This window comes from Streptomyces sp. NPDC032472 (assembly GCF_040636955.1).
GTDB lineage: Bacteria > Actinomycetota > Actinomycetes > Streptomycetales > Streptomycetaceae > Streptomyces.
On sequence record NZ_JBEZVK010000002.1, the window covers coordinates 126,665 to 149,562 of the forward strand.

At 73.5% G+C, this 22,898-nt stretch carries 20 protein-coding genes and 2 pseudogenes; 8 read left to right on the forward strand and 14 right to left on the reverse strand.

Annotated elements, in window-relative coordinates; translation table 11 throughout:
- Positions 1–77: 77 nt before the first annotated feature.
- The 8 genes and pseudogenes from AB0F11_RS01575 to AB0F11_RS01610 all read right to left on the reverse strand — a co-directional run.
- Positions 78–410, reverse strand: a complete 333-nt coding sequence (locus tag AB0F11_RS01575) for a helix-turn-helix domain-containing protein (RefSeq protein ID WP_362167040.1) — start codon at positions 408–410, stop codon at positions 78–80.
- Positions 411–577: 167 nt separating this feature from the next.
- Positions 578–1,813: a 3-deoxy-7-phosphoheptulonate synthase gene (locus tag AB0F11_RS01580; protein ID WP_362167043.1), complete on the reverse strand. Its 1,236-nt coding sequence runs from the start codon at positions 1,811–1,813 to the stop codon at positions 578–580.
- Positions 1,814–2,094: 281 nt separating this feature from the next.
- The gene (locus AB0F11_RS01585; RefSeq protein ID WP_362167045.1) at positions 2,095–4,374 is read right to left on the reverse strand and encodes a prenyltransferase/squalene oxidase repeat-containing protein; all 2,280 of its coding nucleotides are present in this window, start codon (positions 4,372–4,374) and stop codon (positions 2,095–2,097) included.
- Between the two features lie 90 nt (positions 4,375–4,464).
- Positions 4,465–5,694, reverse strand: a complete 1,230-nt coding sequence (locus tag AB0F11_RS01590) for an MFS transporter (RefSeq protein ID WP_362167047.1) — start codon at positions 5,692–5,694, stop codon at positions 4,465–4,467.
- Between the two features lie 197 nt (positions 5,695–5,891).
- Positions 5,892–6,419 (reverse strand): hypothetical protein, encoded by a 528-nt coding sequence (locus AB0F11_RS01595; protein ID WP_362167050.1) that lies wholly within the window; start codon positions 6,417–6,419, stop codon positions 5,892–5,894.
- 23 nt (positions 6,420–6,442) lie between these two features.
- Entirely contained in the window at positions 6,443–7,720 is a 1,278-nt protein-coding gene (locus AB0F11_RS01600; protein ID WP_362167053.1) for a hypothetical protein, read from the reverse strand.
- Positions 7,717–8,070 carry an acyltransferase gene (locus AB0F11_RS01605; RefSeq protein ID WP_362167259.1) on the reverse strand — a complete coding sequence of 118 codons (354 nt, stop codon included), beginning with the start codon at positions 8,068–8,070 and terminating at the stop codon, positions 7,717–7,719. The genes AB0F11_RS01600 and AB0F11_RS01605 overlap by 4 nt, the downstream gene beginning before the upstream one ends.
- Before the next feature lie 174 nt (positions 8,071–8,244).
- A pseudogene (locus tag AB0F11_RS01610) lies at positions 8,245–8,400 on the reverse strand (DapH/DapD/GlmU-related protein); the annotation flags it as partial.
- A 679-nt stretch (positions 8,401–9,079) separates the two neighbouring features.
- Between AB0F11_RS01610 and rfbB the strand changes: the two are divergent.
- The 4 genes from rfbB to AB0F11_RS01630 all read left to right on the forward strand — a co-directional run bounded on the left by rfbB (position 9,080) and on the right by AB0F11_RS01630 (position 13,373).
- The gene (gene rfbB, locus AB0F11_RS01615; protein WP_362167055.1) at positions 9,080–10,054 is read left to right on the forward strand and encodes a dTDP-glucose 4,6-dehydratase; all 975 of its coding nucleotides are present in this window, start codon (positions 9,080–9,082) and stop codon (positions 10,052–10,054) included.
- 34 nt (positions 10,055–10,088) lie between these two features.
- The gene (gene rfbA, locus AB0F11_RS01620) at positions 10,089–10,961 is read left to right on the forward strand and encodes a glucose-1-phosphate thymidylyltransferase RfbA (protein ID WP_362167057.1); all 873 of its coding nucleotides are present in this window, start codon (positions 10,089–10,091) and stop codon (positions 10,959–10,961) included.
- Positions 10,958–12,313 carry an aromatic acid/H+ symport family MFS transporter gene (locus tag AB0F11_RS01625; RefSeq protein ID WP_362167059.1) on the forward strand — a complete coding sequence of 452 codons (1,356 nt, stop codon included), beginning with the start codon at positions 10,958–10,960 and terminating at the stop codon, positions 12,311–12,313. Before rfbA ends, AB0F11_RS01625 begins: the two co-directional genes overlap by 4 nt.
- 622 nt (positions 12,314–12,935) lie before the next feature.
- Entirely contained in the window at positions 12,936–13,373 is a 438-nt protein-coding gene (locus AB0F11_RS01630) for a glutaredoxin domain-containing protein (RefSeq protein WP_362167061.1), read from the forward strand.
- Between the two features lie 66 nt (positions 13,374–13,439).
- Here the strand turns inward: AB0F11_RS01630 and AB0F11_RS01635 are convergent, their stop codons facing one another.
- Complete coding sequence (locus AB0F11_RS01635) at positions 13,440–14,135, reverse strand: type 1 glutamine amidotransferase domain-containing protein (protein WP_362167063.1); 696 nt, start codon at positions 14,133–14,135, stop codon at positions 13,440–13,442.
- 86 nt (positions 14,136–14,221) lie between these two features.
- On the opposite strand from AB0F11_RS01635, the gene AB0F11_RS01640 reads away from it, so the two are divergent.
- The 4 genes and pseudogenes from AB0F11_RS01640 to AB0F11_RS01655 all read left to right on the forward strand — a co-directional run bounded on the left by AB0F11_RS01640 (position 14,222) and on the right by AB0F11_RS01655 (position 17,881).
- On the forward strand, positions 14,222–15,211 hold the full coding sequence (locus tag AB0F11_RS01640) for a LysR family transcriptional regulator (protein WP_362167065.1): 990 nt from the start codon (positions 14,222–14,224) through the stop codon (positions 15,209–15,211).
- A gap of 48 nt (positions 15,212–15,259) precedes the next feature.
- Positions 15,260–15,750: pseudogene (locus AB0F11_RS01645) on the forward strand (chorismate-binding protein); the annotation flags it as partial.
- A gap of 4 nt (positions 15,751–15,754) precedes the next feature.
- Positions 15,755–16,552, forward strand: a complete 798-nt coding sequence (locus AB0F11_RS01650) for an aminotransferase class IV (RefSeq protein WP_362167067.1) — start codon at positions 15,755–15,757, stop codon at positions 16,550–16,552.
- A gap of 144 nt (positions 16,553–16,696) precedes the next feature.
- Positions 16,697–17,881 (forward strand): FAD-dependent oxidoreductase, encoded by a 1,185-nt coding sequence (locus AB0F11_RS01655; RefSeq protein WP_362167070.1) that lies wholly within the window; start codon positions 16,697–16,699, stop codon positions 17,879–17,881.
- An 83-nt stretch (positions 17,882–17,964) separates the two neighbouring features.
- Here AB0F11_RS01655 and AB0F11_RS01660 read toward each other — a convergent pair whose 3' ends face one another.
- From AB0F11_RS01660 to AB0F11_RS01680, 5 genes are all read right to left on the reverse strand, one after another.
- Positions 17,965–18,141, reverse strand: coding sequence for a hypothetical protein (locus tag AB0F11_RS01660; protein ID WP_362167073.1), 177 nt, complete (start codon positions 18,139–18,141; stop codon positions 17,965–17,967).
- A gap of 223 nt (positions 18,142–18,364) precedes the next feature.
- Positions 18,365–20,137: a carbamoyltransferase C-terminal domain-containing protein gene (locus tag AB0F11_RS01665; RefSeq protein ID WP_362167075.1), complete on the reverse strand. Its 1,773-nt coding sequence runs from the start codon at positions 20,135–20,137 to the stop codon at positions 18,365–18,367.
- A 33-nt stretch (positions 20,138–20,170) separates the two neighbouring features.
- Entirely contained in the window at positions 20,171–20,971 is an 801-nt protein-coding gene (locus AB0F11_RS01670; RefSeq protein WP_362167078.1) for a 4'-phosphopantetheinyl transferase superfamily protein, read from the reverse strand.
- A 72-nt stretch (positions 20,972–21,043) separates the two neighbouring features.
- Positions 21,044–22,183, reverse strand: coding sequence for an acyl-CoA dehydrogenase family protein (locus tag AB0F11_RS01675; protein ID WP_362167080.1), 1,140 nt, complete (start codon positions 22,181–22,183; stop codon positions 21,044–21,046).
- Positions 22,180–22,896, reverse strand: a complete 717-nt coding sequence (locus AB0F11_RS01680; RefSeq protein WP_362167082.1) for a hypothetical protein — start codon at positions 22,894–22,896, stop codon at positions 22,180–22,182. Before AB0F11_RS01680 ends, AB0F11_RS01675 begins: the two co-directional genes overlap by 4 nt.
- Positions 22,897–22,898: the final 2 nt, after the last annotated feature.

Consider the following 22,898-nt stretch of genomic DNA (forward strand, 5'->3'; position numbering starts at 1 on the left):
CCCTCGAAAGCACGACCGGGGTGCGGCGGCGGATCCTTCACGGATCCGCCGCCGCACCCCGGTCTTCGCCGATCGGCTCAGCCGACCGCGGCTGCCTCCTCGGGCGCCGGCGCCGTCACCTGCACGGCGTCGAGCAGCATGGGGAAGCGGGCGTCGATGTCCTCGTGCCGGAGCGAGATCACCCGGGAGGTACCCCGGATCTCGGTCCGCATCAGACCGGACTCCCGCAGCACCTTCAGGTGGTGCGAGAGCGTCGACTTCGCGATGGGATAGCTGAGCTGGCCGCAGATGCGCGGACCGTCGCGGTGCATCGTACGGGCGATGTCCCGGCGGATCGGATCGCTGAGCGCATGCAGGACCTTGTCCAGGGAGATCTCTCCCCGCTCCGGGTGGAAGAGTTCACCACGCATGTTGGAGCTCCTCGTCAACTGATGGGTCTCGTCAGGGGCCGTGCCCCGTCGTGCGCGCCTGCCTCCTTTCTCCCTTCTTCTTCCTTCTCCTTCTCCTGCTCCCTCCCGGGTACGGGCCGACGGTGCCGGGCAGCCGCGCTGCCCGGCACCGTCGTGTCCGGCCCCGGTCAGGCGGCATTGAAGAGGTCCACGACCTCCTTGGCCTGCACCGGGTTCAGCCGCGGGTCGCACAGGGTGGTGTAGCGGCGGCCGAGCCCCTGCTCGTCGGCGACGTCGGCCCCCACGCACTCGGTGACCGCGTCAGCGGCCGCCTCCAGGTGCAGGCCGCCCGGCGTGAGCCCCTGGCCGCGCAGTACCCGTACGAAGGCCTGGGCCTCGGCGGCGACCTGGGCGACGTAGCGGGTCTTGGCACCGCCCGCCGTCTTCACGGTGTTGCCGTGCATCGGGTCGCTGATCCACACCACCGGGTGCCCGGCGTCCTTCACCGCCCGCACCACGGCCGGCAGCCGGTCCTCCACGGTCCGGTGGCCCATCCGGGCGATCAGGGTCAGCCGGCCCGGCTCCCGCTCGGGGTCCAGCAGCCGGCACAGCTCCAGCACCTCCTCGGGTGAGGCGGTCGGGCCGACCTTGCAGGCGAGCGGGTTGGCGAGGCTGGACAGCAGCCGGACGTGGGCGCCGCGGACGTCGCGGGTGCGCTCGCCGATCCACGGGAAGTGCGTGGAGCCCAGGAACCACTGCCCCTCGGTGTCGTGGTAGCGCACCAGCGGCACCTCGTAGTCCATCACCAGGGCCTCATGGCTGGTCCAGATCCGGTGCCCGCCGGCCGGCGCCCCGGCCGCCAGCTGCGCCGAGGCCGCTGCGGAGAGCTCGTAGGCGCGCAGCATCCGCTCGGGGGCGTTGCGGCGCTCCGCAGGCGTGGCCCCCTCGCCGTTGACCAGGTGCCCCCGGAAGACGGGCAGCCGCAGCCCCCCGACCTCCTCGAAGCTGTCCGAGCGGGGCTTGGCGAACTGGCCCGCGGTCCGGCCGATCGCCACCACGTCCAGGCCGCTGCCCTGCCCCATCCGCTCGGCCAGGGCGCCGACGGCCCCGGCCTTGGCCGCGATGTGGGCCGGGGTGTACTCCGCGAAGCTCTCCGCGCAGTCCCCGGCCTGCAGGATCCGTGCCTCGCCGCGGGCGACGCGGGCCAACTGCTCCTTGAGGGCGGACAGTTCCGCGGGGCTGACCAGGGCGGGGGCGTCGGAGAGGGTCCGGCAGGCCAGGTCGCGCTCGGCAGGGCGGCTCCAGTTGGGCTGCTGGGCGGTGGGCAGGTACTTCCACCGCTCCACGTCGTCGTGGCGGTCGGCGCGGGCGAGCATCAGCGGATCGGTGAGCATCAGAGGGGCGTGGGTGCCGGGGTGGGACATGGATTCTCCTCGTGGACCGTGCCTGCGGACGAGAGTCGCTCCGGCCGCCCCTTCGTTCGAAGTTCTACGACTCTAGAACATCGCGGAGGGTCAGGCCAAGGCCGTGCCGGTGCGGGTGGGCTGGGCGGGGCTGGGCTGGGCTGAGCGGAAGGGGGCGGTGCTGGGCGGGTCGGGGCTGGGCGGTTCGGGACTGGGCCGGCCCAAGGCACGGCGCCCGCGGCCGAAGCCGCGGGCGCCGTGACGGGGGGCGCGTGGCGCGAGGGGAGAGCGCCGGCGCAGGGTCAGGAGACCGCGATGGCGAAGTACGGGGTCAGGCCCTTGGCCAGGATGGCCAGCGACTGCACGGCCGCGAAGCCCTCGTCGATCGTGCCGGAGGTGACGCCGGGGATGTTGGAGAAGCCGCCGTCGGGGGTCTGGCAGCCGCTCAGCCACTCCTGGCACTCCAGCGGACGCAGCGGCTCGGAGCCGAGCAGGAAGAGCGCCGCCACCGCGTGGTAGGTGGCGATCAGGCTCTCGCGGCTGACCAGGTCGTGGCTGAAGCCGCCGCCGGGGCCCTGGCAGTCCTGCAGGAAGCGGACGGCCTCCTCGCGGAACGGCAGGTCCTTGCCGAGCAGGGCGAGGGTGCCGACCGCGCGGTACACGGAGTACGTGTCGGAGGGGGTGCCGACGCGCTCGCCGTAGCCGCCGTCCTCGTTGCGCGAGGCCAGGACGTAGCGGACGCAGGCCTCCGGGTCGGCCGGCGCGGAGCCGAGCGAGTCCAGCGCCACCACCGCGAGGTTGGTGTGGAACAGGTCGCTGACAAAGCCCGGGACCACGCCGAAGCCGCCGTCCTCGTTCTGGCAGCTCTGCAGGAAGCGGATGGCGCCCTCGCGGTCGCGCGGGCCGGCGTCGTGGCCGAGCAGCTGGAAGGCGTTGACGGCCAGGTAGCTGTTGAGGACGTCCGCCGGGCCGCCCGGGAACTCGGCGAAGGCGCCGTTCGGGGCCTGCGCGTACGTCAACCAGGTGGTGACCTGCTCCAGCTCCTGCGGGTCCTCGCCGAGCACCCGGAGGTTGGCCACCGAGTGGTGGGTGCCGAAGACAGACGGGGCGGAGTTGGCACCGGAGCCGAGCGGCGCGATCCGCGGGGTCCAGCCGTAGCCCTGGCCCGGGTTGAACGCGGAGCGGATGTAGTTGAGGTGGCGCTCGACGTCCATCACACCCGAGAGGTCCACGCCCTCCATCGAGTAGATGTCCTCGATCTCGGCGCTGGCCCCCCGCAGCGAGGCCGACAGGGCGGCCACGGCCTCCGCCTTGGTGGGCCCGGTCTGGGTCAGGTCGTCGGTGGGGCTGTCCTGGGTGGCGGCCAGCGCGAGCGCGGTCAGGATCTGCGGGACGGCCTGCTTGTTGTACAGGCGCAGGAAGTTGCTGGAGCCGAAGTGGAAGACGCCCGGGGTGTCGCGCGGGGGCAGCATCTGGCGGACGAAGGGGCCGACCGGCGTGCCCGGCGGGGTCCAGAAGTAGCCCTCGCCGATGAACACGCCGCCGTGCACGGTGTCCACCAGGGACTCCAGGTAACCGCGGGTGCGGGCGACGGACGCGGCGATCTTCCCGTTCTGCTCGCCGGCCTCGGCGAGCGCGGCCAGGACCCGCCCGGAGGCCAGCAGCGCCCAGGCGTTGGCGGTCGCGGTCTTGATCGGGATGGCGGAGTTCAGCAGGGTGATGAACTCGCGGTGGATGGTGATCTGCCCGTCGAGGTCGCAGTGGTTCCAGTGGCCGCCGAAGCGCCCGTCCCACAGGTGGTCGTGGTGGTACTCGGTGATCGCCACCGCCTGGGCGACCAGGTCGGCGTCGTCGAGCACCCGCCCCGTCTCCAGCAGGGCCAGCGCGGTCAGCGAGGACGCGGTGAGGTCCACCTTGGCGGTGGGGACGGGGGCGCCGTCCAGGCCGCGCCAGTCCGGGACCGAGCCGTCGGCCTCGACGAACTGCGCCACCAGGGCCTTCGCGGCGCCGGCCGCGGCCTCGCGGTCGGCCGGGTCTTCGGTGAGGCGGGCCAGGCGGCCCAGCGCCAGCAGCCGGGCGGCAGCCCCGGCCGCGGGGGAGCGGTCGTCGAGGACGGAGCTGCCGTCGCGGGCGACCGAGCCGAGGAGGCGGCCGTCGCGCTGGAACAGGCCGGTGGCGTACTCGAGCTGCGTGCGGCCGGCGGCGATGTCGGCGGCGCCGTGGACGGCGGCCTCCAGCAGGGCGGCGGCGACCAGGAACTGGCGGTGCGCGGTCTTGACGCTGGAGAGCTCGTGCGGGATCCCCGAGACCTCGAGGAACTCCAGGTACCCACCGTGGGTGCCGTCCTGGAAGGAGGCGAGGCCGCCGGTGAACTCCTCCTGCCCGGCGGTGAACCCGGTCTCGGCCGCGGCCCAGCGGGCCAGGGCGTAGGACTCGACCGTGCGGTCGGCGGTGATGGCCCGGGTGCCGTCGTAGTCGATGGCCGAGACGAAGCCGCCGTACTCGGCGTTGGCGAAGGTGGTGACGTACGCCTCCCAGAGGGCCTGCGGGGCGGTGGCGGACGAGCGTGCGTTCGTGGACAAGGCTGTCTCCAGGGTTCTGGGCGAGAGGCAAGAAGGAACAAGAAGGAGGAACTGGGAAGAACGAAGAGCGAGAGAGGCAGGTGCGACGGGTCAGGACCCGGCCGCGGCCTTCGCGGGCTTGGTGGCGACGACGTTGGCGACGATCGCGAGGAGCGTGGCCGCGGCCGCCACGACACCCACCGCGGTGAAGGAGGTGCGGGTGAACAGGGCGCCGAAGATCGCGGAGCCGAGCGTCAGACCGAGGTAGATGCAGGAGCTGTTCATCGACATGACCGTGGCGCGGGCCTCGGGGACCGAGCCGGCGGTGACGGCGGTCATCGCGGTGATCGCGAAGCCCTGGGTGAAGGCCCAGCCGATGAGCAGGAGGAGTACGGCCCAGGTGTCCAGGGCGGCGGAGGCCAGGACGATCACGACGACCGACGAGACCAGGCCGTTGACCATCACGGTCCTGCGCGGGCCGAGCTTGGCGACCACCCAGCCGGCCATGAAGCTGGCGGCGAAGTTTCCGGCGCCGTAGGCCAGCAGCAGGGAGCCGACGGTGGCGGTGGAGATGGCCAGCGAGTCGCCCAGGTAGGTGCCGAGGTAGGTGTAGACGCCGTAGAAGCCGGTCATCCAGGTGAGCGTGGTCAGCAGTGCGAAGACGGCGGTCCGGGAGCGCAGCACCTCGGCGTACGCGCCCAGGTAGGACTTCTTGGCGCCGCCGGCCGGCGGCGGGTTGTCGGCGAGGACGCAGGCGAGTACCAGCCCGGAGAGCAGGCCCAGTCCGGCGATGAAGTAGAAGCTGGACCGCCAGCCGGCCGCCTCGGCGAGGTAGGAGCCGATCGGGACGCCGACCACGATGGCCAGCGACAGCGCCGACATCACGATACCGATGATCTTGGGCAGCAGCGGGGGCCGGTAGGTGGTGGCGATCAGCGCCATCACGTTCGGGGTGACCATGGCGGCGCCGATGCCGGCCAGGCCGCGGGTGATGCAGAACGTCAGGACGTCCCAGACGAAGGCGCTGAGCACCGTCGCCACCACGAACAGGGTCATGCCGGTGAGCAGCATCCGCTTGCGGGAGATGCGGTCGGCGAGCGGGCCGAGCAGCGGGGCGCCGACCGCGTAGCAGATCGCGTAGGCCGTGACGCCGAGGCCGGCGGTGGCCAGCGAGGAGCCCAGCGCCTCGCTGATGGGCCGCAGGATCGGGGAAATGATGAACGAGTCGGCACCGATGCTGAAGACGCCGAGGAACATGCCGGCGATGGCCAGTACGTCCTTCGCGGTCAGGCGGTTCTCCACGGCGGGAGCGGCGGCCGGGGCGGATGTCTGAACAGACATGGACTGCTCCAGAGGGGGTGGGTGGGGGTCGAGCCGAGGGGCCCGGTCGAGATCGAAGTTCGAAGTCCGAGACCGGAGTTCGAGGCAAGTTCGATGTTCTACGAACTTCGAACTTCACTCGTGTTGTCTACAGCAACGAGCGGTGCTGCGCAAGCCGTTGGGCGAGCGGAAGGGGGGAGGGCGGGCCCCGGGAACGGCTAGGCCGCGAGGCCGGCTGCGGCCGGCAGGGACGTCCGCGCAGCCACGAAGGCAGGGTTGAACTTCTCGTGGACGTACAGCTGGGACTCGTCGCCGCAGGAGATGACGTACTCCTTGTACGCGCACGTCTGGTGGGCTACCTCGCCAGGCCACTCGGCCAGCCCCGAGGACAGGATCCGGCGGTGCTGGCGGGTGCCGGCCTCGCGCAGCCGCCGCCCCAGGGGCGCGTCGTCGTCCGCGGAGCCGGACCAGCCGTCCGGCGGCGCGGCGAAGACGACGACGTTGACGCTGACCACGCTGCCGTCCGGGGCCAGCAGCGCCGAGCGCCGCTCGATGGCCTCCTCGCCCCGCTTGAGCCCCAGCGCCTGCGCGGCCCGGGGATACAACTGCCCGGCGGGTACGGGCCCCTGCGTGTCCACGCGGACCGCCAGACGCTCGTCCAGCAGGGCCTCGAGCAAGGTGGTGGTGGAACCGTCGCTGGACAGCAGCATCCGGGTGGCTCCGGCGGTCGGAAGGGTGGTGTGCACGGTCTGCTCTCCTCGCATCACGGTCATGCGGCGTCGCGGTGTCGGACGGAACGCGTGGTGGCGGGCGCCTGGCGCCGGGCGGCGGACCTGCGGACCGCCTCGGCCAGCAGCGCCCCCGCCTTGGCCGTGCCGGAGCCCTCCGGGGCCACGGCGCGCGCGGCCCGCTCCATGCGCTCGGCGCCGCTGCCGGCGAGCAGCGGGGCGATGGTCTGCGCCAGCTGTTCGGCGTCCGGTTCGATCAGGGTGGGGTAGCCCAGCAGGTCGAGCCGGCGGGCCGCCTCCACCTCGTGGTACTCGCCCAGCCCGCCCAGGACGAACAGGGTGGGGATGTCCATGGCCGCCACCTCGGTGACGGTGATCCAGCCCGGCGCCGACAGCAGCAGGTCGGCCTCCTGGAGCAGCGGCATCCAGTCGGGCAGGTACGTCAGGCTCACCACGCCCTCGGGCGCCTCGATCTTCTCCCGGCCCAGCAGGACCAGTTGCAGGTCCGGGTGGGTGCGCCGGAGCTCGCGGTGCGCGGCGAGGTAGTTCTCGATGACCCGCTGCTTGTTCTCCAGGAACATGGTGGTGCCGCCGACCGAGCCCACGATCACCGGCCCGTCGCCGAGGCCGAGCGAGCGCCGCAGCTCCTGCCCGTCGCCGGGGGCGGGGAAGTCGCGGATCATGGGGCCGGTGAACACCGCACGGCCCTCGTCCAGAGCGCGGGCCACCGCCGTGCCGCGGTCCATCTCCGGCACCGGCGGCTTGTCGGTCAGGACCACCTCGGCGGTGTCCACGATCCAGGAGAACAGCGCGTGCAGGGCCTCCCGGCCGCGGCGCATGTCTTCGCGGTCCACCTCGAACCCGCCGGCCTCCAGGGTGGCGTCGTCGAGCTGGTGCAGGGTGAAGTCGTACCGCTCGGTGACCAGGGCGTGCGGGACGCCCAGGATCGCCGCGGCCATGCTGGCCGAGATGTTGTAGTCGCTCACCACCAGGTCCGGGTCGAGGTCCCGGTAGTGGGCCAGGTGGCCGAGGACCCGGTCGCCGTTGACGAACGCGGGCGCCACGTAGCCGCCGATGTACGTGGACCAGTCCATCTGCGTCTTGAGGTGGCTGGAGGTGGAGGTGTCCACGAGGGTCCCGGCCACGTCGATCACGCGCACCCCCGTCGACTCGAACAGGGGGGTGAAGGTGGGCTGCAACGAACCCAGCAGGACGGTGAGTTCGGCCTCGGGGAGCTGTGTGCGCAGCTGCCGGGCCAGGGACAGCATCCGCATGTTGTGTCCCGAACCGGTGGGGTTGGGTGCCAGGACGACCTTCATCGCGTGCCCCTTTCCAGGACTCCGAATGTGGTGTGGCCGGCGGGCACGTCGCCCACGACCAGGGCTCCCGAGGCGATGACCGCCCCGTCGCCGATGGTGCAGGGCCCGACGACCGTCGCCCCGCTCCCGATGCTGCAGTCCGCTCCGATCGAGACGGGACCGGCCTGCCAGGGCAGGGAGCGGCGGCCCATGTCGTGCCCGCTGGAGACCACCAGCACGCCGCGGCCCAGCTCGGTGCCGGCGCCGATGTCGATGCCGCTGGAGCCCTCGAGGACGCACGCGTCGCCGACGGACACCCGGTCGCCGAGGCGGACCCCGCCGCGGGGTGACGGCCCGTCCGCCCGGCCCATGGTGATGACCCCGTCCCCGAGGACGACGTCCGTCCCGCCGGCCAGATCGGCCTCCAGGACGCAGTCGGCGCCCGCGCTCCACCCACCGGGCAGGCGCGGTCCGGGCGTGGCCGGGCGGGCCAGTACGGCCGCGACGATGCGGGCGATGTCCGGCAGCCCGTCGTCCACCGGGGTGCGGGTGCGCAGCACCCGGGCGGGCCGGCCGACCACGACGGCGTCGTCGGGCACGTCCTGCGTGACCCGGGCCCCGGCGGCGACCACGGCGCCCGCGCCGACCCGGACACCCGGCTCGACGACGGCCCGCGCCCCGATCCAGGCACCGGATCCGATCCGCGTACGGGCCGCGCCGTCCCGGCCGACCTGCGCCTCCGAGGCGATCAGCGTGCCGGGCCCGATGTCGGTCTCGTGCAGCCGGCAGCGGAAGCCGGCGAAGGTTCCCTCTCCCAGGACGGAAGCCGTGACGCTGGTGCCGGTGCGGATCCAGCTGCCCGACCCGACCACGGAGTCCCGGTCCGTCTTCGCGCCGGCTTCGATCAGCGCTGCGGACATACTCCCCCCAAAGGTCTTGGCGATACGGAGCGAATGAAGTCCGATCGCTACGGAGCGGTATTTCGAACTTCTACGAATGTTGGTGACCGTAGGCGAGGTCCGAGGGGCCGTGCAAGCGTGGAACGGCCTACTTGACGGACTCATCTCCAGGGCCCCGCGGACCGGCGCCGCCCTTCCCCGCCTGTCCGGAATCCGTCGCTCGAAGCACTTTGACCTGCTGTTTTGTGTGCGTGATGGCCGGACTTGGGTAGGCGTCGCCCCAAGGCCGGCCGCATCCGCGGACGCTGCGGCCCCGGTTGTTCGGTCACCGTCGAAGTTCTACGTTGGGCCCACAAGCCTTCGCGGTCCGGGAGTCCCCCGCGCCCGCCGTTCCTCACCCTCAGTCATCTACGGCCGAAGGTCGAACCGGCGCCCGCCCCCGCCCGCCCCCTTCGAACAACGACCCAGCAGGAGACCCTCCATGCATGTCCTGGTGACCGGTGGCGCCGGATTCATCGGCAGCAACTACGTCCGCCGCAGCCTCCAAGGCCACTACGGCACCGGTGACGTCACCGTGACGGTGCTCGACAAGCTCACGTACGCCGGCAACCTCGCCAACCTCGACCCGGTCTCCGACGACCCGCGCCTGCGCTTCGTCCACGGCGACATCGGCGACGCCCGGCTGCTCGCCACGCTCCTGCCCGGCGTCGACGCGGTCGTCAACTTCGCCGCCGAGAGCCACGTCGACCGCTCCATCGGCAGCGCGGCCGAGTTCGTCACCACCAACGTGGCCGGTACGCAGATCCTGCTCCAGGCCGCCCTCGACGCCTCCGTACCGCGCTTCGTCCACGTCTCCACCGACGAGGTCTACGGATCGATCGAGACGGGCTCGTGGACCGAGGAGTGGCCGCTCGAGCCCAACTCCCCGTACGCCGCCGCCAAGGCCGGCGCCGACCTGCTGGTCCGCGCGTACGCCCGCACCCACGGCATGAACGTCAGCATCACCCGGTGCAGCAACAACTACGGGCCCTACCAGTTCCCCGAGAAGGTCATCCCGCTGTTCGTCACCACCCTCCTGCAGGGCGGCACCGTCCCCCTCTACGGCGACGGGCTCAACATCCGCGACTGGCTGCACGTCGACGACCACTGCCGCGGCATCCAGCTCGTCCTGGAGCAGGGCGCCCCCGGCGAGGTCTACAACATCGGCGGCGGCCGGGAGCTGACCAACCGGCAGCTCACCGAACTGCTGCTGGACAGCTGCGGCGCCGACTGGTCCTCCGTACGCCACGTCGCCGACCGCAAGGGCCACGACCGCCGCTACTCCCTCGACGACTCCAAGCTCCGCGCCCTCGGCTACGGGCCGCAGGTCACCTTCGAGGAGGGCCTGGCGCAGACGGTGGCCTGGTACCGCGAGAACACCGCGTGGTGGCAGCCGCTCACCGCCCCGGCCGCCTGACCCTCCACCCGTCCACGCAGAAAGGCGCCCGCCCATGCGCGGCATCATCCTCGCCGGAGGCTCCGGCACCCGGCTCCGCCCGCTGACCAGCGTCCACTCCAAGCAGCTGCTGCCGGTCTACGACAAGCCGATGATCTACTACCCCCTCTCGGTGCTGATGCAGACCGGCATCCGGGAGATCCTGATCATCTCCACCCCCGAGCACCTCGACGTCTACCGCTCCCTCCTCGGCGACGGCGGCCAGCTCGGCATCCGTCTGGAGTACGCCGTCCAGGACCAGCCCAAGGGCCTCGCCGAAGCCCTCCTGATCGGCCGCGAGTTCGTCGGCGACGAGCAGGTCTGCCTGATCCTCGGCGACAACATCTTCTACGGGCACCGGCTGCCCGACATGCTGCGCGCCGAGGCCGCCCGCCTCGACGGTTGCACCCTCTTCGGCTACCCCGTCAGCGACCCCGAGCGCTACGGCGTCGCCACCGTCGACGAGAACGGCAGCATCCTCACCCTCGAGGAGAAGCCCGCAGCCCCCCGCTCCAACATGGCCGTCACCGGCCTCTACCTCTACGACAACGACGCCCTGGACCAGGCCGCCCGCCTCGCCCCCTCCGCCCGCGGAGAACTGGAGATCACCGACCTCAACAACCGCTACGTCGAGCAGGGCCGCGCCCGCCTGGTCAACCTGGGCCGCGGCTCCGCCTGGTTCGACACCGGCACCCACGACAGCCTGCTGGAGGCCTCCCTCTTCGTGCAGCTGCTGGAGAAGCGCCAGGGCATCCGCATCTCCTGCGTGGAGGAAGTCGCCTACCACATGGGCTACATCGACACCGAGCAGCTGGCCGTCCTCGGCAAGGGCCTGTCCTCCTCCACCAGCTACGGGCGCTACGTCCTGGAACTGGCCGGCGCCGCATGACCACCGCCCCGGCCCTGCGCGGGCCGGGGGCCGCCGCCCCGGCAGCGGTCCCCGGCCCGGCCCGCCGCCGCAGCCCCTTCGCCGTGCTCGCCCTGTGCTGGCTCGTGGTCCTCTTCGACGGCATGGACGTCAACGTCTACGGGGCGGTCATGCCCCGGATGCTCGCCGACCCCGGCCTCGGCCTCACCCCCGCCACGGCCGGGACCGTCGGCAGCTGGACCACCTTCGGCATGCTCATCGGGGCCCTCGCCGCGGGCAACCTCACCGACTGGACCGGCCGCCGACCCGTGATCACCGGCTGCACCCTGCTGTTCTCGGCCGGCTCGGCGCTGTGCGCCGCCGCCCCGGGCATCGAGGCGTTCGGGCTGGGCCGGTTCGTCGCCGGGCTCGGCCTCGGCGGGGTCATGCCCACCTGCCTGAGCATGGTCATGGAGTTCGCGCCCGGCGCCCGCGCCGCACTGACCGCCGGCGCGCTGATGACCTCGTACCACGTCGGCGGCATGCTCGCCACGGTCCTCGGCCTCACCCTGGCCCCCGACAGCGGCTGGCGCCTGGTCTTCTGGGCCGGAGCCCTGCCCGCGCTGGTGGCCGTACCGCTGCTGCTGCGGCTGCTGCCCGAATCCCCGGCCGTCCTGCTCGCCAAGGGCCGCACGGCCGAGGCCGAGACCCTGGCCCGCGCCTACGGACTGCGCCCGCCGCACGCCGCCACCGCGCCGGCGACCGGGGCCCGGGCCCGCTGGCACACCGCCCTCGCCCTGCTCCGCGGACCCGGCCGCCGCAGCACCCCGCTGCTGTGGGCCGCCTCTTTCTGCGGCCTGCTGCTCGTCTACGGCGTGAGCACCTGGCTGCCCCAGTTGATGCGGGCCGCCGGCTACGGCCCCACGTCCTCGGTGAGCTTCCTGCTGGTGATCAACGCGGGAGGGATCGTCGGGATGCTCGTCGCGGGCCGGGTCGCCACCCGGTTCGGCGCCGCCCGCGTCTCGGCCGTCTGGTTCCTGCTGACCGCAGCCGGGGCCCTGCTGCTCGCCGTACGGCTGCCGCTCCCCGTCACGTACGTGATCGTGGCCGTCACCGGAGTCTGGCTGTTCAGCGCCCAGGTCATGGTGTACGCCACCGTCCCCGCCCTCTATCCGGCGCCGCAGCGCGCCGCGGGCCTGGGCTGGGCCACCGGCATCGGCCGCCTCGGCGCGGTCGTGGGCCCGGCCCTGGGCGGAGCCGTCGTCGCCCACGGCGCTCAGCAGTGGGCCTTCGCCACCTTCGCCGCGGCCGGCCTGCTCGGCGCCCTGACCATCCACCTCGCAGGAAGGACACCATGCCCCTCGGATACCTCGACTTCCTCGATCCCCCGCTGACCGCGGGCCCGTCCCGCCAGCCCCCACCCCCCGGCCTGCCATGGACACAGCCCCTGCCGGCCCAACCCCTGCCCCCAGAGCCGCCCTACCCGCCCGAACCCGAGGACCCCCGATGACCCTCCGCCGAGGCCGGCCCCGGAACACGAGGCAACACCGCCACCGGCCCGGGCCCGCCGGCGGTAGCCCCACAGGGGTGCCCGGCGCCGTCCCGCCCTGCTCCCGGAACGTGCGGAACGGTGCTGTCAGCGCGGCCCAGGCCGTCGCGTCGGCGAAGCTTCCCGTGGAGGTGTCCGTGTTGAATCCGACCTCGTCGCCCTGACCGAGGCGCTCGATGTCATCACCGGGGGCAAGGCGCCGAGCCGGCTGCCCGGCGTGCACACCGCATCGAGGCAGAGGCGCACAGCTCCGGCGGCGCCACCAGCCACGTGACGGACTGGGCGGCTGGCTGCGTCCGTAGACGTGGGAGAAAGAAGCGGTTCCCGCTGCACGCAGCGTCAGGCCGCAGCCCAGGGGTCACGTCGACCGCGAGTACGAGACGGTTGCCGACGGCCTTGGCTGCGGCCGCAGTTCGGCGCGCACCCGGTTCGAGGGGCAATTCGGCTCATCGGTAGTCTGCGTCACCATGACGCGCGCCTGGATCTTGCCCGTGCTGCTTGTGCTCTTCGGCTCTGCCGTGGCGACAGCGCTGACCGTCAAGGGCGACCCCGGCAAAGCCGCAGTGCTCCTGCTGATGTTTGTGGTGCTCGCGGGCGTGAACTCACCCCTGATCTTCCCGAGGTCGATCGGTGTGCTGGAGGCGCAACGCCGCAGCGCGGTCGACGGCCGGCCGGTCGTCTTGTGGCGGCCTGGCTGCAAGTACTGCATACAGCTGCGCATCCGGCTGGGCCGCAGCGCCCACCGATTGCACTGGGTCAACATCTGGCGCGACCCGGCAGGAGCCTCGGCAGCAAGGGAAGCCAACAACGGCAACGAGACCGTACCCACGGTCATCGTGGGCGGCCGGCCGCACACCAACCCAGATCCCGCATGGGTACGCGCACAGCTTCCCCCGCCCGCGTGACCAGAGGTCACCGGAAGGGGGAAGGTTGCCACCGAGCGGGCACGACCGTCCGCCGTGCGAGCAGGCTCAGGCCAGCTTCGTGAGGAGCTCCTGGGCGAGCGGGGCGGAGGAGGCCGGGTTCTGGCCGGTGACGAGGTTGCCGTCGACCACCACGTGCGGAGCCCACGGCTCGCACTCCTGGAACTCCGCCCCGAGCTCCACCAGCCGGTCCTGCAGCAGCCACTTCGCCCGGTCGGCCAGGCCCGCCTGGGTCTCCTCGGCGTTGGTGAAACCGGTCAGCCGGCGGCCGGCGAACGGCGAGCTGCCGTCGGCGTTCCGCGCGGCCAGCAGCGCGGCCGGGGCGTGGCAGACCACGCCGAGCGGCTTGCCGGAGGCCAGCGCCGCGGCCAGCAGCCGGCCCGAGACGGCGTCGACGGCCAGGTCCTCCATCGGGCCGTGCCCGCCGGGGTAGAAGACCGCGTCGTAGTCGCCGAGGTCGACCTCCTCCAGCTTCACCGGCTGCTGCAGGGCGGAGATCGAGGCCAGGGCGGCCGCGATCCGGTCCGCGCCCACCTGGCCGCCGTTGACCTCCGGGGCCAGGCTGGCCCGGTCCACGGTCGGCACGACGCCGCCCGGGGTCGCCACGACGACCACGTGGCCCGCAGCGGTGAACACCTCGTACGGGGCCACGGCCTCCTCGGCCCAGAAGCCCGTCGGGTGCTTGCTGCCGTCGGCCAGGGTCCAGTGGTCGACGCCGGTCACCACAAAAAGGATCTTCGCCATGTCCCACATCTCCGTTCACGCTCAATGCCATCGATCGCCTCGAACGTACGCCTGGCAACCCATCGGAATCCAATAGGCTCACCTCTATGAGGAATAGAAAACCCCATGGTTCGGGGTCGGAGCCGGGATCCGGGCCCGAGTCGGCCTCCCCCGCCCCGGCCATACCCCCGGGCCCGCCGGACCTGAACCTCCTGCGCACCTTCCTCGCCGTGCACCGCGCGGGATCGTTCACCGCCGCCGCACGCCTGCTGGGCCTGTCCCAGCCCACCGTCACCACCCAGATCCGCGCCCTGGAACGGCAGCTGGGCCGCGAGCTGTTCGAGCGGCTGCCCCGCGGGGTCGCCCCCGCCCCGTACGCCGACGAGCTCGCCGCCCGCGTCGGCGCCCCCCTCGACGAACTGGCCGTCGCCACCGCACCGGCCGGGGGCGGACACGACACCCAGCCCGACCCGGTCCACCTCGCCGGCCCCACGGAGCTCCTCTCCGCCCGGGTCCTCCCCGCCCTCGCCCCCCTGGTCGAGGCCGGGGTGCGCCTGCGCGTGGCCACGGGGCTGACCGACCCGCTCCTGGAGGAACTGCGCGCGGGCCGCCACGACCTGGTGATCTCCACCCACCGCCCGCGCGGCCGCGCCCTGACGGCCGTACCGCTGGGCGACGAGGAGTTCGTCCTGGTCGCCGCCCCGGCCTGGGCCGACCGGATCGGCGGCCCGGCCCGGATCGCCGCCGAGGGCCCGGCGGGCCTGCACGGCGTCCCGCTGATCAGCTACGCCGAGGACCTGCCCATCGCCCGTCGCTACTGGCGCCACGTCTTCGGCCGCCGCCTCACCGGCCGGGCCGCGGTCACCGTCCCGGACCTGCGCGCCGTCCTGGCCGCCGTCGCGGCGGGCGCCGGCTACAGCGTGCTGCCCCGCTACCTGTGCGAGCAGGAACTCGCCTCCGGCGCCCTGATCGCCCTCCACGACCCCGAGGACCCCCCGATCAACACGGGCTACCTGGTCCAGCGCCCCGGCTCCGCGTCCAACCCCCACGTGGCCCGCGTCCGCACCCACCTCCTCCAGGCGGCCCGCACCTGGTAGCCGCGTTGGACCCCCGGCCGCGGCGATCGGGTGACCGCATCCATGCCGACGGCCCCGCGCAGCAGCGACCCCGTCCCGGACGAGCAGCTGCGCGACGAACTCGCCGCCGGCCCCGAGACCCGGGCCGAGAACCTGGTGATCGTGGACCTGCTCCGCAACGACCTCGGCACCGTGTGCGAGGGGGCAGCGTCAGCGTCCCGCGCTTCGTGGCGACCGAGTCGTACGCGACCGTGCACCGGCTGGCCTCCACGATCCGCGGGCGGCTGCACGAGGACACCGGCCCGATCGACTGCGTCCGCACCTGCTTCCCCGGCGGCTCGATGACCGGAGCCCCTAAACTGCGCACGATGGAGATCAACGACAGCCTGGAGGACACCGCCCGCGGCGTGATCCTGCCCGACCGGATGACGGCGGGAGCGCGCGGCGCCATCGTCCTGGACTCCGACCCGCACGCGGAGCTCGACGAGATGCTCCTCAAGGCCTCCGTTCCGCTGCGGGCCCCGGAACAGGCCCCCCGGCGCCGGCCCCAGGCGATCTGACGACATGGCCACCCCGCTCGAACTGCTGGTGTGGAACGGCGAGCAGCGCGCCCTGCACCCGCACCGGGACACCGAGCCCCCCGCCGAACTCGCCGTCGCGGACTCGTGGCTGGTCGAGGACGGCCGGGCGCGCGCCCTCGACCTGCACTTCGACCGGTTCTCCCGCTCCTGCACGCAGCACGCGGGCGCCGCACCGGCCGAGGTGGCCGCGTTCCTCACCGCCGTCCGCGAGGCCCTGCCGGCCCGCGGCCGGTGGTTCCCCCGGATCGAACTCACCGGCGGGGCCGGGGCACAGCTGCAACTGGCGCTGCGGCTGCGGCCCGCCCCGCCGCCCGGGGGTCCGGCCCGGCTGTGGGTGTACGAGGGCCCGGACCCGCGGGCCCACCCGCGGATCAAGGGCCCGGACCTGCACCTGCTCGCCGCCGTACGCGAGGGGGCCGTCCGGGCGGGCTGTGACGAGGCGCTGCTGCTGGGCCCGGACGGCGAGCTCCGCGAGGGCGCGTACAGCAGCGTCCTGTGGTGGCACGGCGATGTGCTGTGCGCGCCGCCGGCCGAGGCGCAGGTGCTCCCGGGCGTCACCCGGCAGCTGCTGCTGGACCTCGCGCGGGCCGAGGGCCGTACGGTCCGCCTGGCCCCCGCCCGCCTCGGCGACCTGGACGGCGCGGAGGTCTGGATCACCAGCGCCCTGCACGGGATCCGCCCGGTCGCGGGCCGGATCGCCGCGGGCGCCGACCCGGCCCCCGCGCACCGCTTCGCCGCCTGGAACGCCCGCCTGGCCGCCCTGGCCCGGCCGGTGCGTTGATTGGACCTTTCCGGGAACGAACCCGCCACCGCCCTAGCGAGGAAGACGTACGCCGCAGCACGAGGTCGTACCCCACACCCGCCGCACCACCCCTCCCTGACCGCCGTTGCCAACCTGAGCCGGCGCCGATCGAAGAGGTGTTCCATGCAGAACAGAATGCGCGCTGTGGTGGTCGGAGCAGGGATAGGCGGTCTCACCGCAGCCCTGGCCCTGCACCACCGGGGCTGGCACGTCACCCTCTGCGAACGCGCCCCCGAAGCCCCCACCACCGGCGCCGGAATCGGCCTCGCCCCCAACGCCCTGCGCGCCCTGGACGCCATCGGCACGGACGCGGCCCGGGCCGCCGGCACGGCCGTCCCCGCCGCCATGGGCGTGCGCCGCCCGGACGGCCGCTGGCTGCTGCGCACCGCCACCGCCGACCTGGCGTCCCGCTACGGAATCCCCCCGGTCGCGGTCGCCCGCCCGGCCTTCACCGCCGCCCTGGCCGCCGCTCTGCCACCGGACACCATCCGCTTCGCCACCACGGTGACCACCGTCGAGAACGCCACGACCGACCCCGTGATCCGTACGGAGCAGGGCGCGGCCCTCTGCGCGGACCTGGTGGTGGCCGCGGACGGCATCCACAGCCCCCTGCGCCGCAGGTTCTTCCCGTCCCACCCGGGCCTGCACTACACCGGCGAAACCGCGTGGCGCACCCTCCTGGACGCCCCGGACCTGCGCGTACCGGCGATGAGCGAGACCTGGGGCCGCGGCGAGCGGTTCGGGATCACCCCGCTCTCGGACGGCCGCCTGTACCTCTACGCCACCGCGGTCCTCCCGGCCGGCACCCGCCCGTCCGATCCCCGGGCCGAACTCCTGCGCCGCTTCGGCGCGTGGCACGACCCGATCCCGGCCCTGCTGGACCGGGTCAGCCGCCTGGCCCCGACCGCCGTCCTGCAGAACGACCTCCACGACCTGGCCGCCCCGCTGCCGTCCCTCCACCACGGCCGCATCGCCTGGCTGGGCGACGCCGCCCACGCCATGGCCCCCAACCTCGGCCAGGGCGGCTGCCAGGCCATCGAGGACGCGGCGGTCCTGGCCCACGTCCTCCCGCCCGGCGACGCCCCGGACGCCGAGGACGCCGTCCCGGCAGCCCTGGCCGCATACACCGCGGCCCGCCGCACCCGCACCGACGCGATCCGGCTGCGCGCCCGCCGGGCCGGCCGCCTGGGCGCCCTGCGCAACCCGGTGGCGGCAGCCGCCCGCAACGCAGCGGTCCGCGCCGCGCCCACCGCCCTGGCCCTGCGCGGCCTGGACGACCTCTTCAACGGCTTCCGCCTCCCCACGTAGCAGAAGCCCAAGCCATCCCCGTCGGCTCGCCGTGAGTCGACGGGGATCGCTTGGGCTTCCGCTCCGCCTCGGACGCCGGCGGGTCAGTCCCAGACCATCGAGTCCTTGCCCGTGCCCTGGGGGGCGGTCGTGGCGGTGGTCGTCGCCGTGGTCGGTGCGGGCTGCTCGTCGGCCGAGGCGGGCTGCGTCAGCAGGAGCGGCGTCAGGACGGCCGTGGCGACGAGCAGGGAGGTCTTGGCGGCGGTGGTGAGCTTGGACATGGGGACTCCTCGAAGATCGGTGAGCGGTGAAGTGCAACTGCCGTGCATGCGTGGCCAGTTGCCTCGGCCGTTCGGTTGTCTCGGGCGTCCCCGGTGTGATGACGAGTTTTCCGCGCCGCGGTGCGCCCCGGAAGGGATGAGGGCAGGACGGAAACGGCACTGACCGTTTCCGTCCCCGGCGCCGGGGCCGGGACGGAAACGGTCAGCGGGGCTGCGGGAGGGCTCAGGACCTCGCGGCCTTCTGCACGATGAAGCCCTCGATGTAGAGCCGGTCGAGGGAGGTGCGCAGGAAGGTCTCCACCGCGGTGCGGGGGTCCATGATCAGGGGCTGGCCCTTGACGTTGAAGGAGGTGTTGACCACGCACCCGGTGCCGGTCTCCTCCTTGACCGCCTTCAGCAGCGACCAGAAGGGGGCGTTGTACTCGCGCCGGACCTCCTGGATGCGGGCGGAGCCGTCCGCGTGGACGATTCCGGACACGGCCGCGCGCTGCTCCTCGTGCACCTGCGCGGTGCAGAGCATGTAGCGGGTCGGGGCCAGGGCGCGGGTCTTGAAGAGCCGGTGTACGTCCTCGTCGAGGACGGCGGGAGCGAACGGACGGAAGGGCTCGCGGAACTTCACCAGGCTGTTGATGCGCTCCTTGATGCGGTCCCCCTTGGGCAGCCCCAGGATGGAGCGGTTGCCGAGGGCGCGCGGGCCGAACTCCATGCGCCCGTGGAACCAGGAGATGATCCGGTCCTGGGCCAGGTCCCGGGCGGCGGAGGCGTAGTAGTCGGCGGTCAGCCCGACGTGGGTCCACTCGACGTCGCCGGCCTCGCTGCGCTCCTCCAGGACGCGGCGGACCTCGTCGGCGGTGTACGAGGGCCCCGTGTACGGCTGGAAGCCGGTGGCGTCGGCGGCGTACGGGGCGCCGAGCTGCTGCGTCACGTACAGGGCGCTGCCGAGGGAGGTGCCGTCGTCACCGGAGGCGGGCTGGACGAAGGCGCGCTCCACGGCCGGGATGTCACAGATCCACTGGTTGGCCTTGCAGTTGAGGAAGGTGCCGCCGGCCAGGCACAGGGAGCTCTCGCCGGTCCGCTCCAGCCAGTGGGTGACGAGCGCGACGAGCATCTCGGTCAGACGGGCCTGGAGGGCGGCCGCGAAGTCGGCGTGGGCGGGGACCACGGAGCCGTCCTGCTCGGCGGTGGCCGGGAACGCGCGGGCGGAGAGGTACTCCATGGCCTTGGGGTAGCCGAGCTCCGGGTTGCGCAGGGCGCCCTGGGGCCAGTTGACGTGGATGGAGCCGGTGGCCTCGTCGAAGGTGACGAGCTCGGCGAACAGGTCGCGGAAGGGGGCGGGGTCCCCGTACGCGGCGAGGCCCATCACCTTGTACTCGTCGGAGTTGGAGGCGAAGCCCAGGAATCGGGTGCAGATGGAGTACAGGAAGCCCAGGGACTCGGAGATCGGCTGGGTGTGGATCTTCTCCAGGCGGCCCTCGGCGGCCCGGTAGACCGAGAGGGACTCGGTCTCGCCCATGCCGTCGGAGACGATGCACAGGGCGGAGTCGAAGCCGCTGGGGTAGTACGCGGAGGCGGCGTGGGCGAGGTGGTGGTCGACCGGGTGGAAGCGGTCCTTCACGTCGCTCCAGCCCGCGTTCTGCAGCGCCTCGACCATGGTGTCGCCGGTGAGGACGGCGTCGAAGTACTCCTGGGCGGCGCCGGAGAAGATGCGGCGGTGGCGGTCGTAGTTGAAGCCGTGCGCGATGGCGTCGACCTGGTCCTTGCCGATGCCGGCGGCGGCGAGGACGTAGTTGATGGCGGCCGCGGGGAAGCGGCCGGTGCCCTTGTCCCCGTTGAAGCGCTCCTCGGAGGCGGCGGCGACGATCTTTCCGTCCACCACGAGGCAGGCGGCGCTGTCCAGGCCCTGCACGTTGCGCTCGTCGAGCGGGTGCGCGGAAGCGGTGGACTTCAGGAGGTGGTCTTGGGCGTTGGGGAGACCGCTCAGGCCAAGTACGATCATCGGCTTTGTCCTTCGTGGGTGGTGGGGTGAGGTCTACGCGGTGCGGGTGACGATGCGGTACGGGTCGGTACCGGAGAGGGCGAGGGCGGCCACGGCCGCGGACGCCGCGGACGGCGGACCCGGGCCGGCGCCCGGCGGCGGGAGGTTCTGCACCGTCCAGGTGCCGTGGAGGCCGGGATGGCGGGGGCGGACCTGCGCCGGGGCGGACGTGGGGCCGGCCGCGCCGCAGACCGGCTGGCGCACACCGAGGGCCATCCGGGATCCGGCCGCCTTGACGAGGGCCTCCTTGCGGGTCCACAGCCGCAGGAACATCCGCTCCCGGTCGGCGGCCGTGGGCCCCGCGGAGAGGACGAGGTCCCGTTCCGGCGCGGGGAAGTAGCGGCGGGCGAAGGCCTCCAGCGGGAAGCCGGGGCGCGGCTGGTCGAGGTCGATGCCGACGGCGCGCCCCAGGGTCAGCGCGACCAGGGCCCGGCCATGGACGTGGCTGAGGCTGAAGCGCAGGTCCGGGGCGGCGTCGGCCGCGGCGGGGTCGAGCTCGGGCTTGCCCAACGGGCCGCGGTGGATACGCACATCGGGGGCCGGGATCCCGAGGAAGTGGCCGAGGAGCAGGCGCAGCGCCCCGTGGGCGACGGTGTAGCGGGCCCGCGCCGCAGGGGTGCGGTAGGCGGTCCGGCGGTCGCGCTCCTGCGGCCCGAGCGCCGCGGCGAAGCGGTCACGGCCGGCCCGTGGGACCCCGTCGAGGGGGACGTGCCAGACGTGCACCTCTCCCGGGCGGATCGCCCCGGCGGTGTCCCGGCCGGCGGGATCCGGGGCGGTGAGGTCGAGCGTCGTCATCCGGTTCTCCTCCTTCCGGGAGTCCTGGGACGGGTCAAGGGGTGGTGTGTACGGACCCCGCGGCGGGCCCGGTCAGCGCTGCAGCGACGGGAACACCGTCAGGGCCTGGATGTGGGCGGTGCCCTCCATCGGGTCGAACCCGTGGGCGTCACGGGCCCACTTGTCGAGGAGCGGGTGGTCGAGCCGGGCGCCGGGCCCCAGCAGCTCCAGCGCCCCGGCGGTGACCGCTTCGGCGAGCGAGGCCGCGGCGGTCTTCGCCGCGGCCGGGAGCACGGCCGTGGCGGGGTCGGCGTCCACGGCCCGGGCCGCCTCGTGGGTCAGGGCCCGGACGCGGTGGATCCGGGCGGCCAGCGGCCCCAGCCGGGCCGGTGCGACGTGCCCGGCGAGGTAGTCGTGCGTGGCGCGGGCCAGGCCGACGGCCAGGGCGGCGGCCACGCAGCGCAGCAGGTTGAAGGAGTGGAGCCAGCCCCACATGCCCCGGCGCGTGGGCGGGAGATGGCTGCCGAGCAGGTCCTCGGCCGGGACGCGCACCTGCTCGAAGGCCATGCTGCCGAGCACGCCGCGCATGCCGAGGGTGGCGAGCGGGGAGGCCGTGAACCCCGGGGCGGCGGTGTCGACGAGCGCACAGCGGATGCCGAGCGGGCCGGGGCCGGTGCGGACGGTGACGACGCCGGTGCGGGCGCGGTGCGCATTGCCGATGAACCGCTTGGTGCCGTTCAACAGGAAGCCCTCGCCGTCGGGCGCCGCTTCGAGGGTGGTCCGAAGGGCGGTCGCGTCCGAGCCGCCCTGCGGCTCCGTCATGGCCAGGAAGGTCCAGGTGGGGGAGGACTGCAGGGAGGTGAAGAAGCGCTCCTGCTGCGCACCGTCGCCGAGGGAGGCCACCAGCATGCCGGCGGTGAGGGAGCCCGGCGCGGCCAGGAGCAGGGAGGCGTCCCCGTGGGCCGCGGCCTCCTCGTGGAAGACCACCCGCTCGGTCGCGCTGAGGAGGTGGAACTCCTCCCCGTCCAGGATCAGCGGGTCGGGAGCGTACTCGCGCGGGATCTGCAGCGTCGCGAGGCGATCAAGTAGCGCAGTCTTCGGGTACAGAGTCGAACCATCGGGATGCCTGTCCAGTTCACGGGCGGCGGCGCGCAGCGCGGGGGCCTCGGCCCGTACGTACTGCTGGAGCGCGCGCAGCCGCGGGTCCGCCAGGTCGGTGCCGGTGCCGGTCATGCCGCCTCCTCGTACGGGTGGAGGGCCGGCGGAGCGTACGCATCCGCCAGTACGTGGGACACGAAGGCCGTGGCGCCCGGCCCGTCGCAGGCCAGCCCCCAGGCGCCGAGCAGCCGCACCAGCGACCGGTCGGCGGCGGTCAGCACCTCGTGGAGCTGGCGCACTGCCGAGGCGTCCGGTGCCGGGCCCGCCGTCAGGGCGCTCTCGGCCTCCAGGAGGGAGACGCCGACGGCGGCCAGCTCGGTCTTGACCACCGGCTGGCGCAGCAGCGGGGTGTCGCCGAAGGTGCGGGCGGCCAGGTGGGCCAGGACGGAGTCGACGAGGCGACGGGTCAGCCCCAGCCGCAGCCAGACCACGGCCGTGTCCCAGTCCGTGTCCCGGTCCGCGTCCCAGCCCGTGTCCCGGTCCGCGGAGTGCACCCGGGAGCCAGGGGGCACCCGCAGGGCCGCGAGCCCCAGGGCCGCCAGCAGCGGGGTGGTCAGGTCGCGCTCCCCCTCGCCGCGACGGGGCGCGAGGGCGCCGGGACGTCCGGTGCGGGTGGCGCCGGCGACGAGCACGGCGGGGGCGACCACATGCCCGGCCGGCCCGTGGACCAGGGCGTCCGGACCGGCCGACCGGTGCAGCGCGGTCAGTGCGGCGACGGCGCCGTCCTCGCGGGCGGTGTCGCGCAGCCTCGTCCTGACGCCGTCCGCCAGGGCCTCTTGCGTGTGCATGG

Excerpts from the sequence above, each read along its gene's own strand:
- AB0F11_RS01575 (WP_362167040.1), bottom strand. The coding sequence starts at position 410 with ATGCGTGGTGAACTCTTCCACCCGGAGCGGGGAGAGATCTCCCTGGAC.
- AB0F11_RS01580 (WP_362167043.1), bottom strand. The coding sequence starts at position 1,813 with ATGTCCCACCCCGGCACCCACGCCCCTCTGATGCTCACCGATCCGCTG.
- AB0F11_RS01590 (WP_362167047.1), bottom strand. The coding sequence starts at position 5,694 with ATGTCTGTTCAGACATCCGCCCCGGCCGCCGCTCCCGCCGTGGAGAAC.
- AB0F11_RS01600 (WP_362167053.1), bottom strand. The coding sequence starts at position 7,720 with ATGAAGGTCGTCCTGGCACCCAACCCCACCGGTTCGGGACACAACATG.
- AB0F11_RS01605 (WP_362167259.1), bottom strand. The coding sequence starts at position 8,070 with ATGGGCCGGGCGGACGGGCCGTCACCCCGCGGCGGGGTCCGCCTCGGC.
- rfbB (WP_362167055.1), top strand. The coding sequence starts at position 9,080 with ATGCATGTCCTGGTGACCGGTGGCGCCGGATTCATCGGCAGCAACTAC.
- rfbA (WP_362167057.1), top strand. The coding sequence starts at position 10,089 with ATGCGCGGCATCATCCTCGCCGGAGGCTCCGGCACCCGGCTCCGCCCG.
- AB0F11_RS01625 (WP_362167059.1), top strand. The coding sequence starts at position 10,958 with ATGACCACCGCCCCGGCCCTGCGCGGGCCGGGGGCCGCCGCCCCGGCA.
- AB0F11_RS01630 (WP_362167061.1), top strand. The coding sequence starts at position 12,936 with ATGACGCGCGCCTGGATCTTGCCCGTGCTGCTTGTGCTCTTCGGCTCT.
- AB0F11_RS01635 (WP_362167063.1), bottom strand. The coding sequence starts at position 14,135 with ATGGCGAAGATCCTTTTTGTGGTGACCGGCGTCGACCACTGGACCCTG.
- AB0F11_RS01640 (WP_362167065.1), top strand. The coding sequence starts at position 14,222 with ATGAGGAATAGAAAACCCCATGGTTCGGGGTCGGAGCCGGGATCCGGG.
- AB0F11_RS01650 (WP_362167067.1), top strand. The coding sequence starts at position 15,755 with ATGGCCACCCCGCTCGAACTGCTGGTGTGGAACGGCGAGCAGCGCGCC.
- AB0F11_RS01655 (WP_362167070.1), top strand. The coding sequence starts at position 16,697 with ATGCAGAACAGAATGCGCGCTGTGGTGGTCGGAGCAGGGATAGGCGGT.
- AB0F11_RS01660 (WP_362167073.1), bottom strand. The coding sequence starts at position 18,141 with ATGTCCAAGCTCACCACCGCCGCCAAGACCTCCCTGCTCGTCGCCACG.
- AB0F11_RS01665 (WP_362167075.1), bottom strand. The coding sequence starts at position 20,137 with ATGATCGTACTTGGCCTGAGCGGTCTCCCCAACGCCCAAGACCACCTC.
- AB0F11_RS01670 (WP_362167078.1), bottom strand. The coding sequence starts at position 20,971 with ATGACGACGCTCGACCTCACCGCCCCGGATCCCGCCGGCCGGGACACC.
- AB0F11_RS01675 (WP_362167080.1), bottom strand. The coding sequence starts at position 22,183 with ATGACCGGCACCGGCACCGACCTGGCGGACCCGCGGCTGCGCGCGCTC.
- AB0F11_RS01680 (WP_362167082.1), bottom strand. The coding sequence starts at position 22,896 with ATGCACACGCAAGAGGCCCTGGCGGACGGCGTCAGGACGAGGCTGCGC.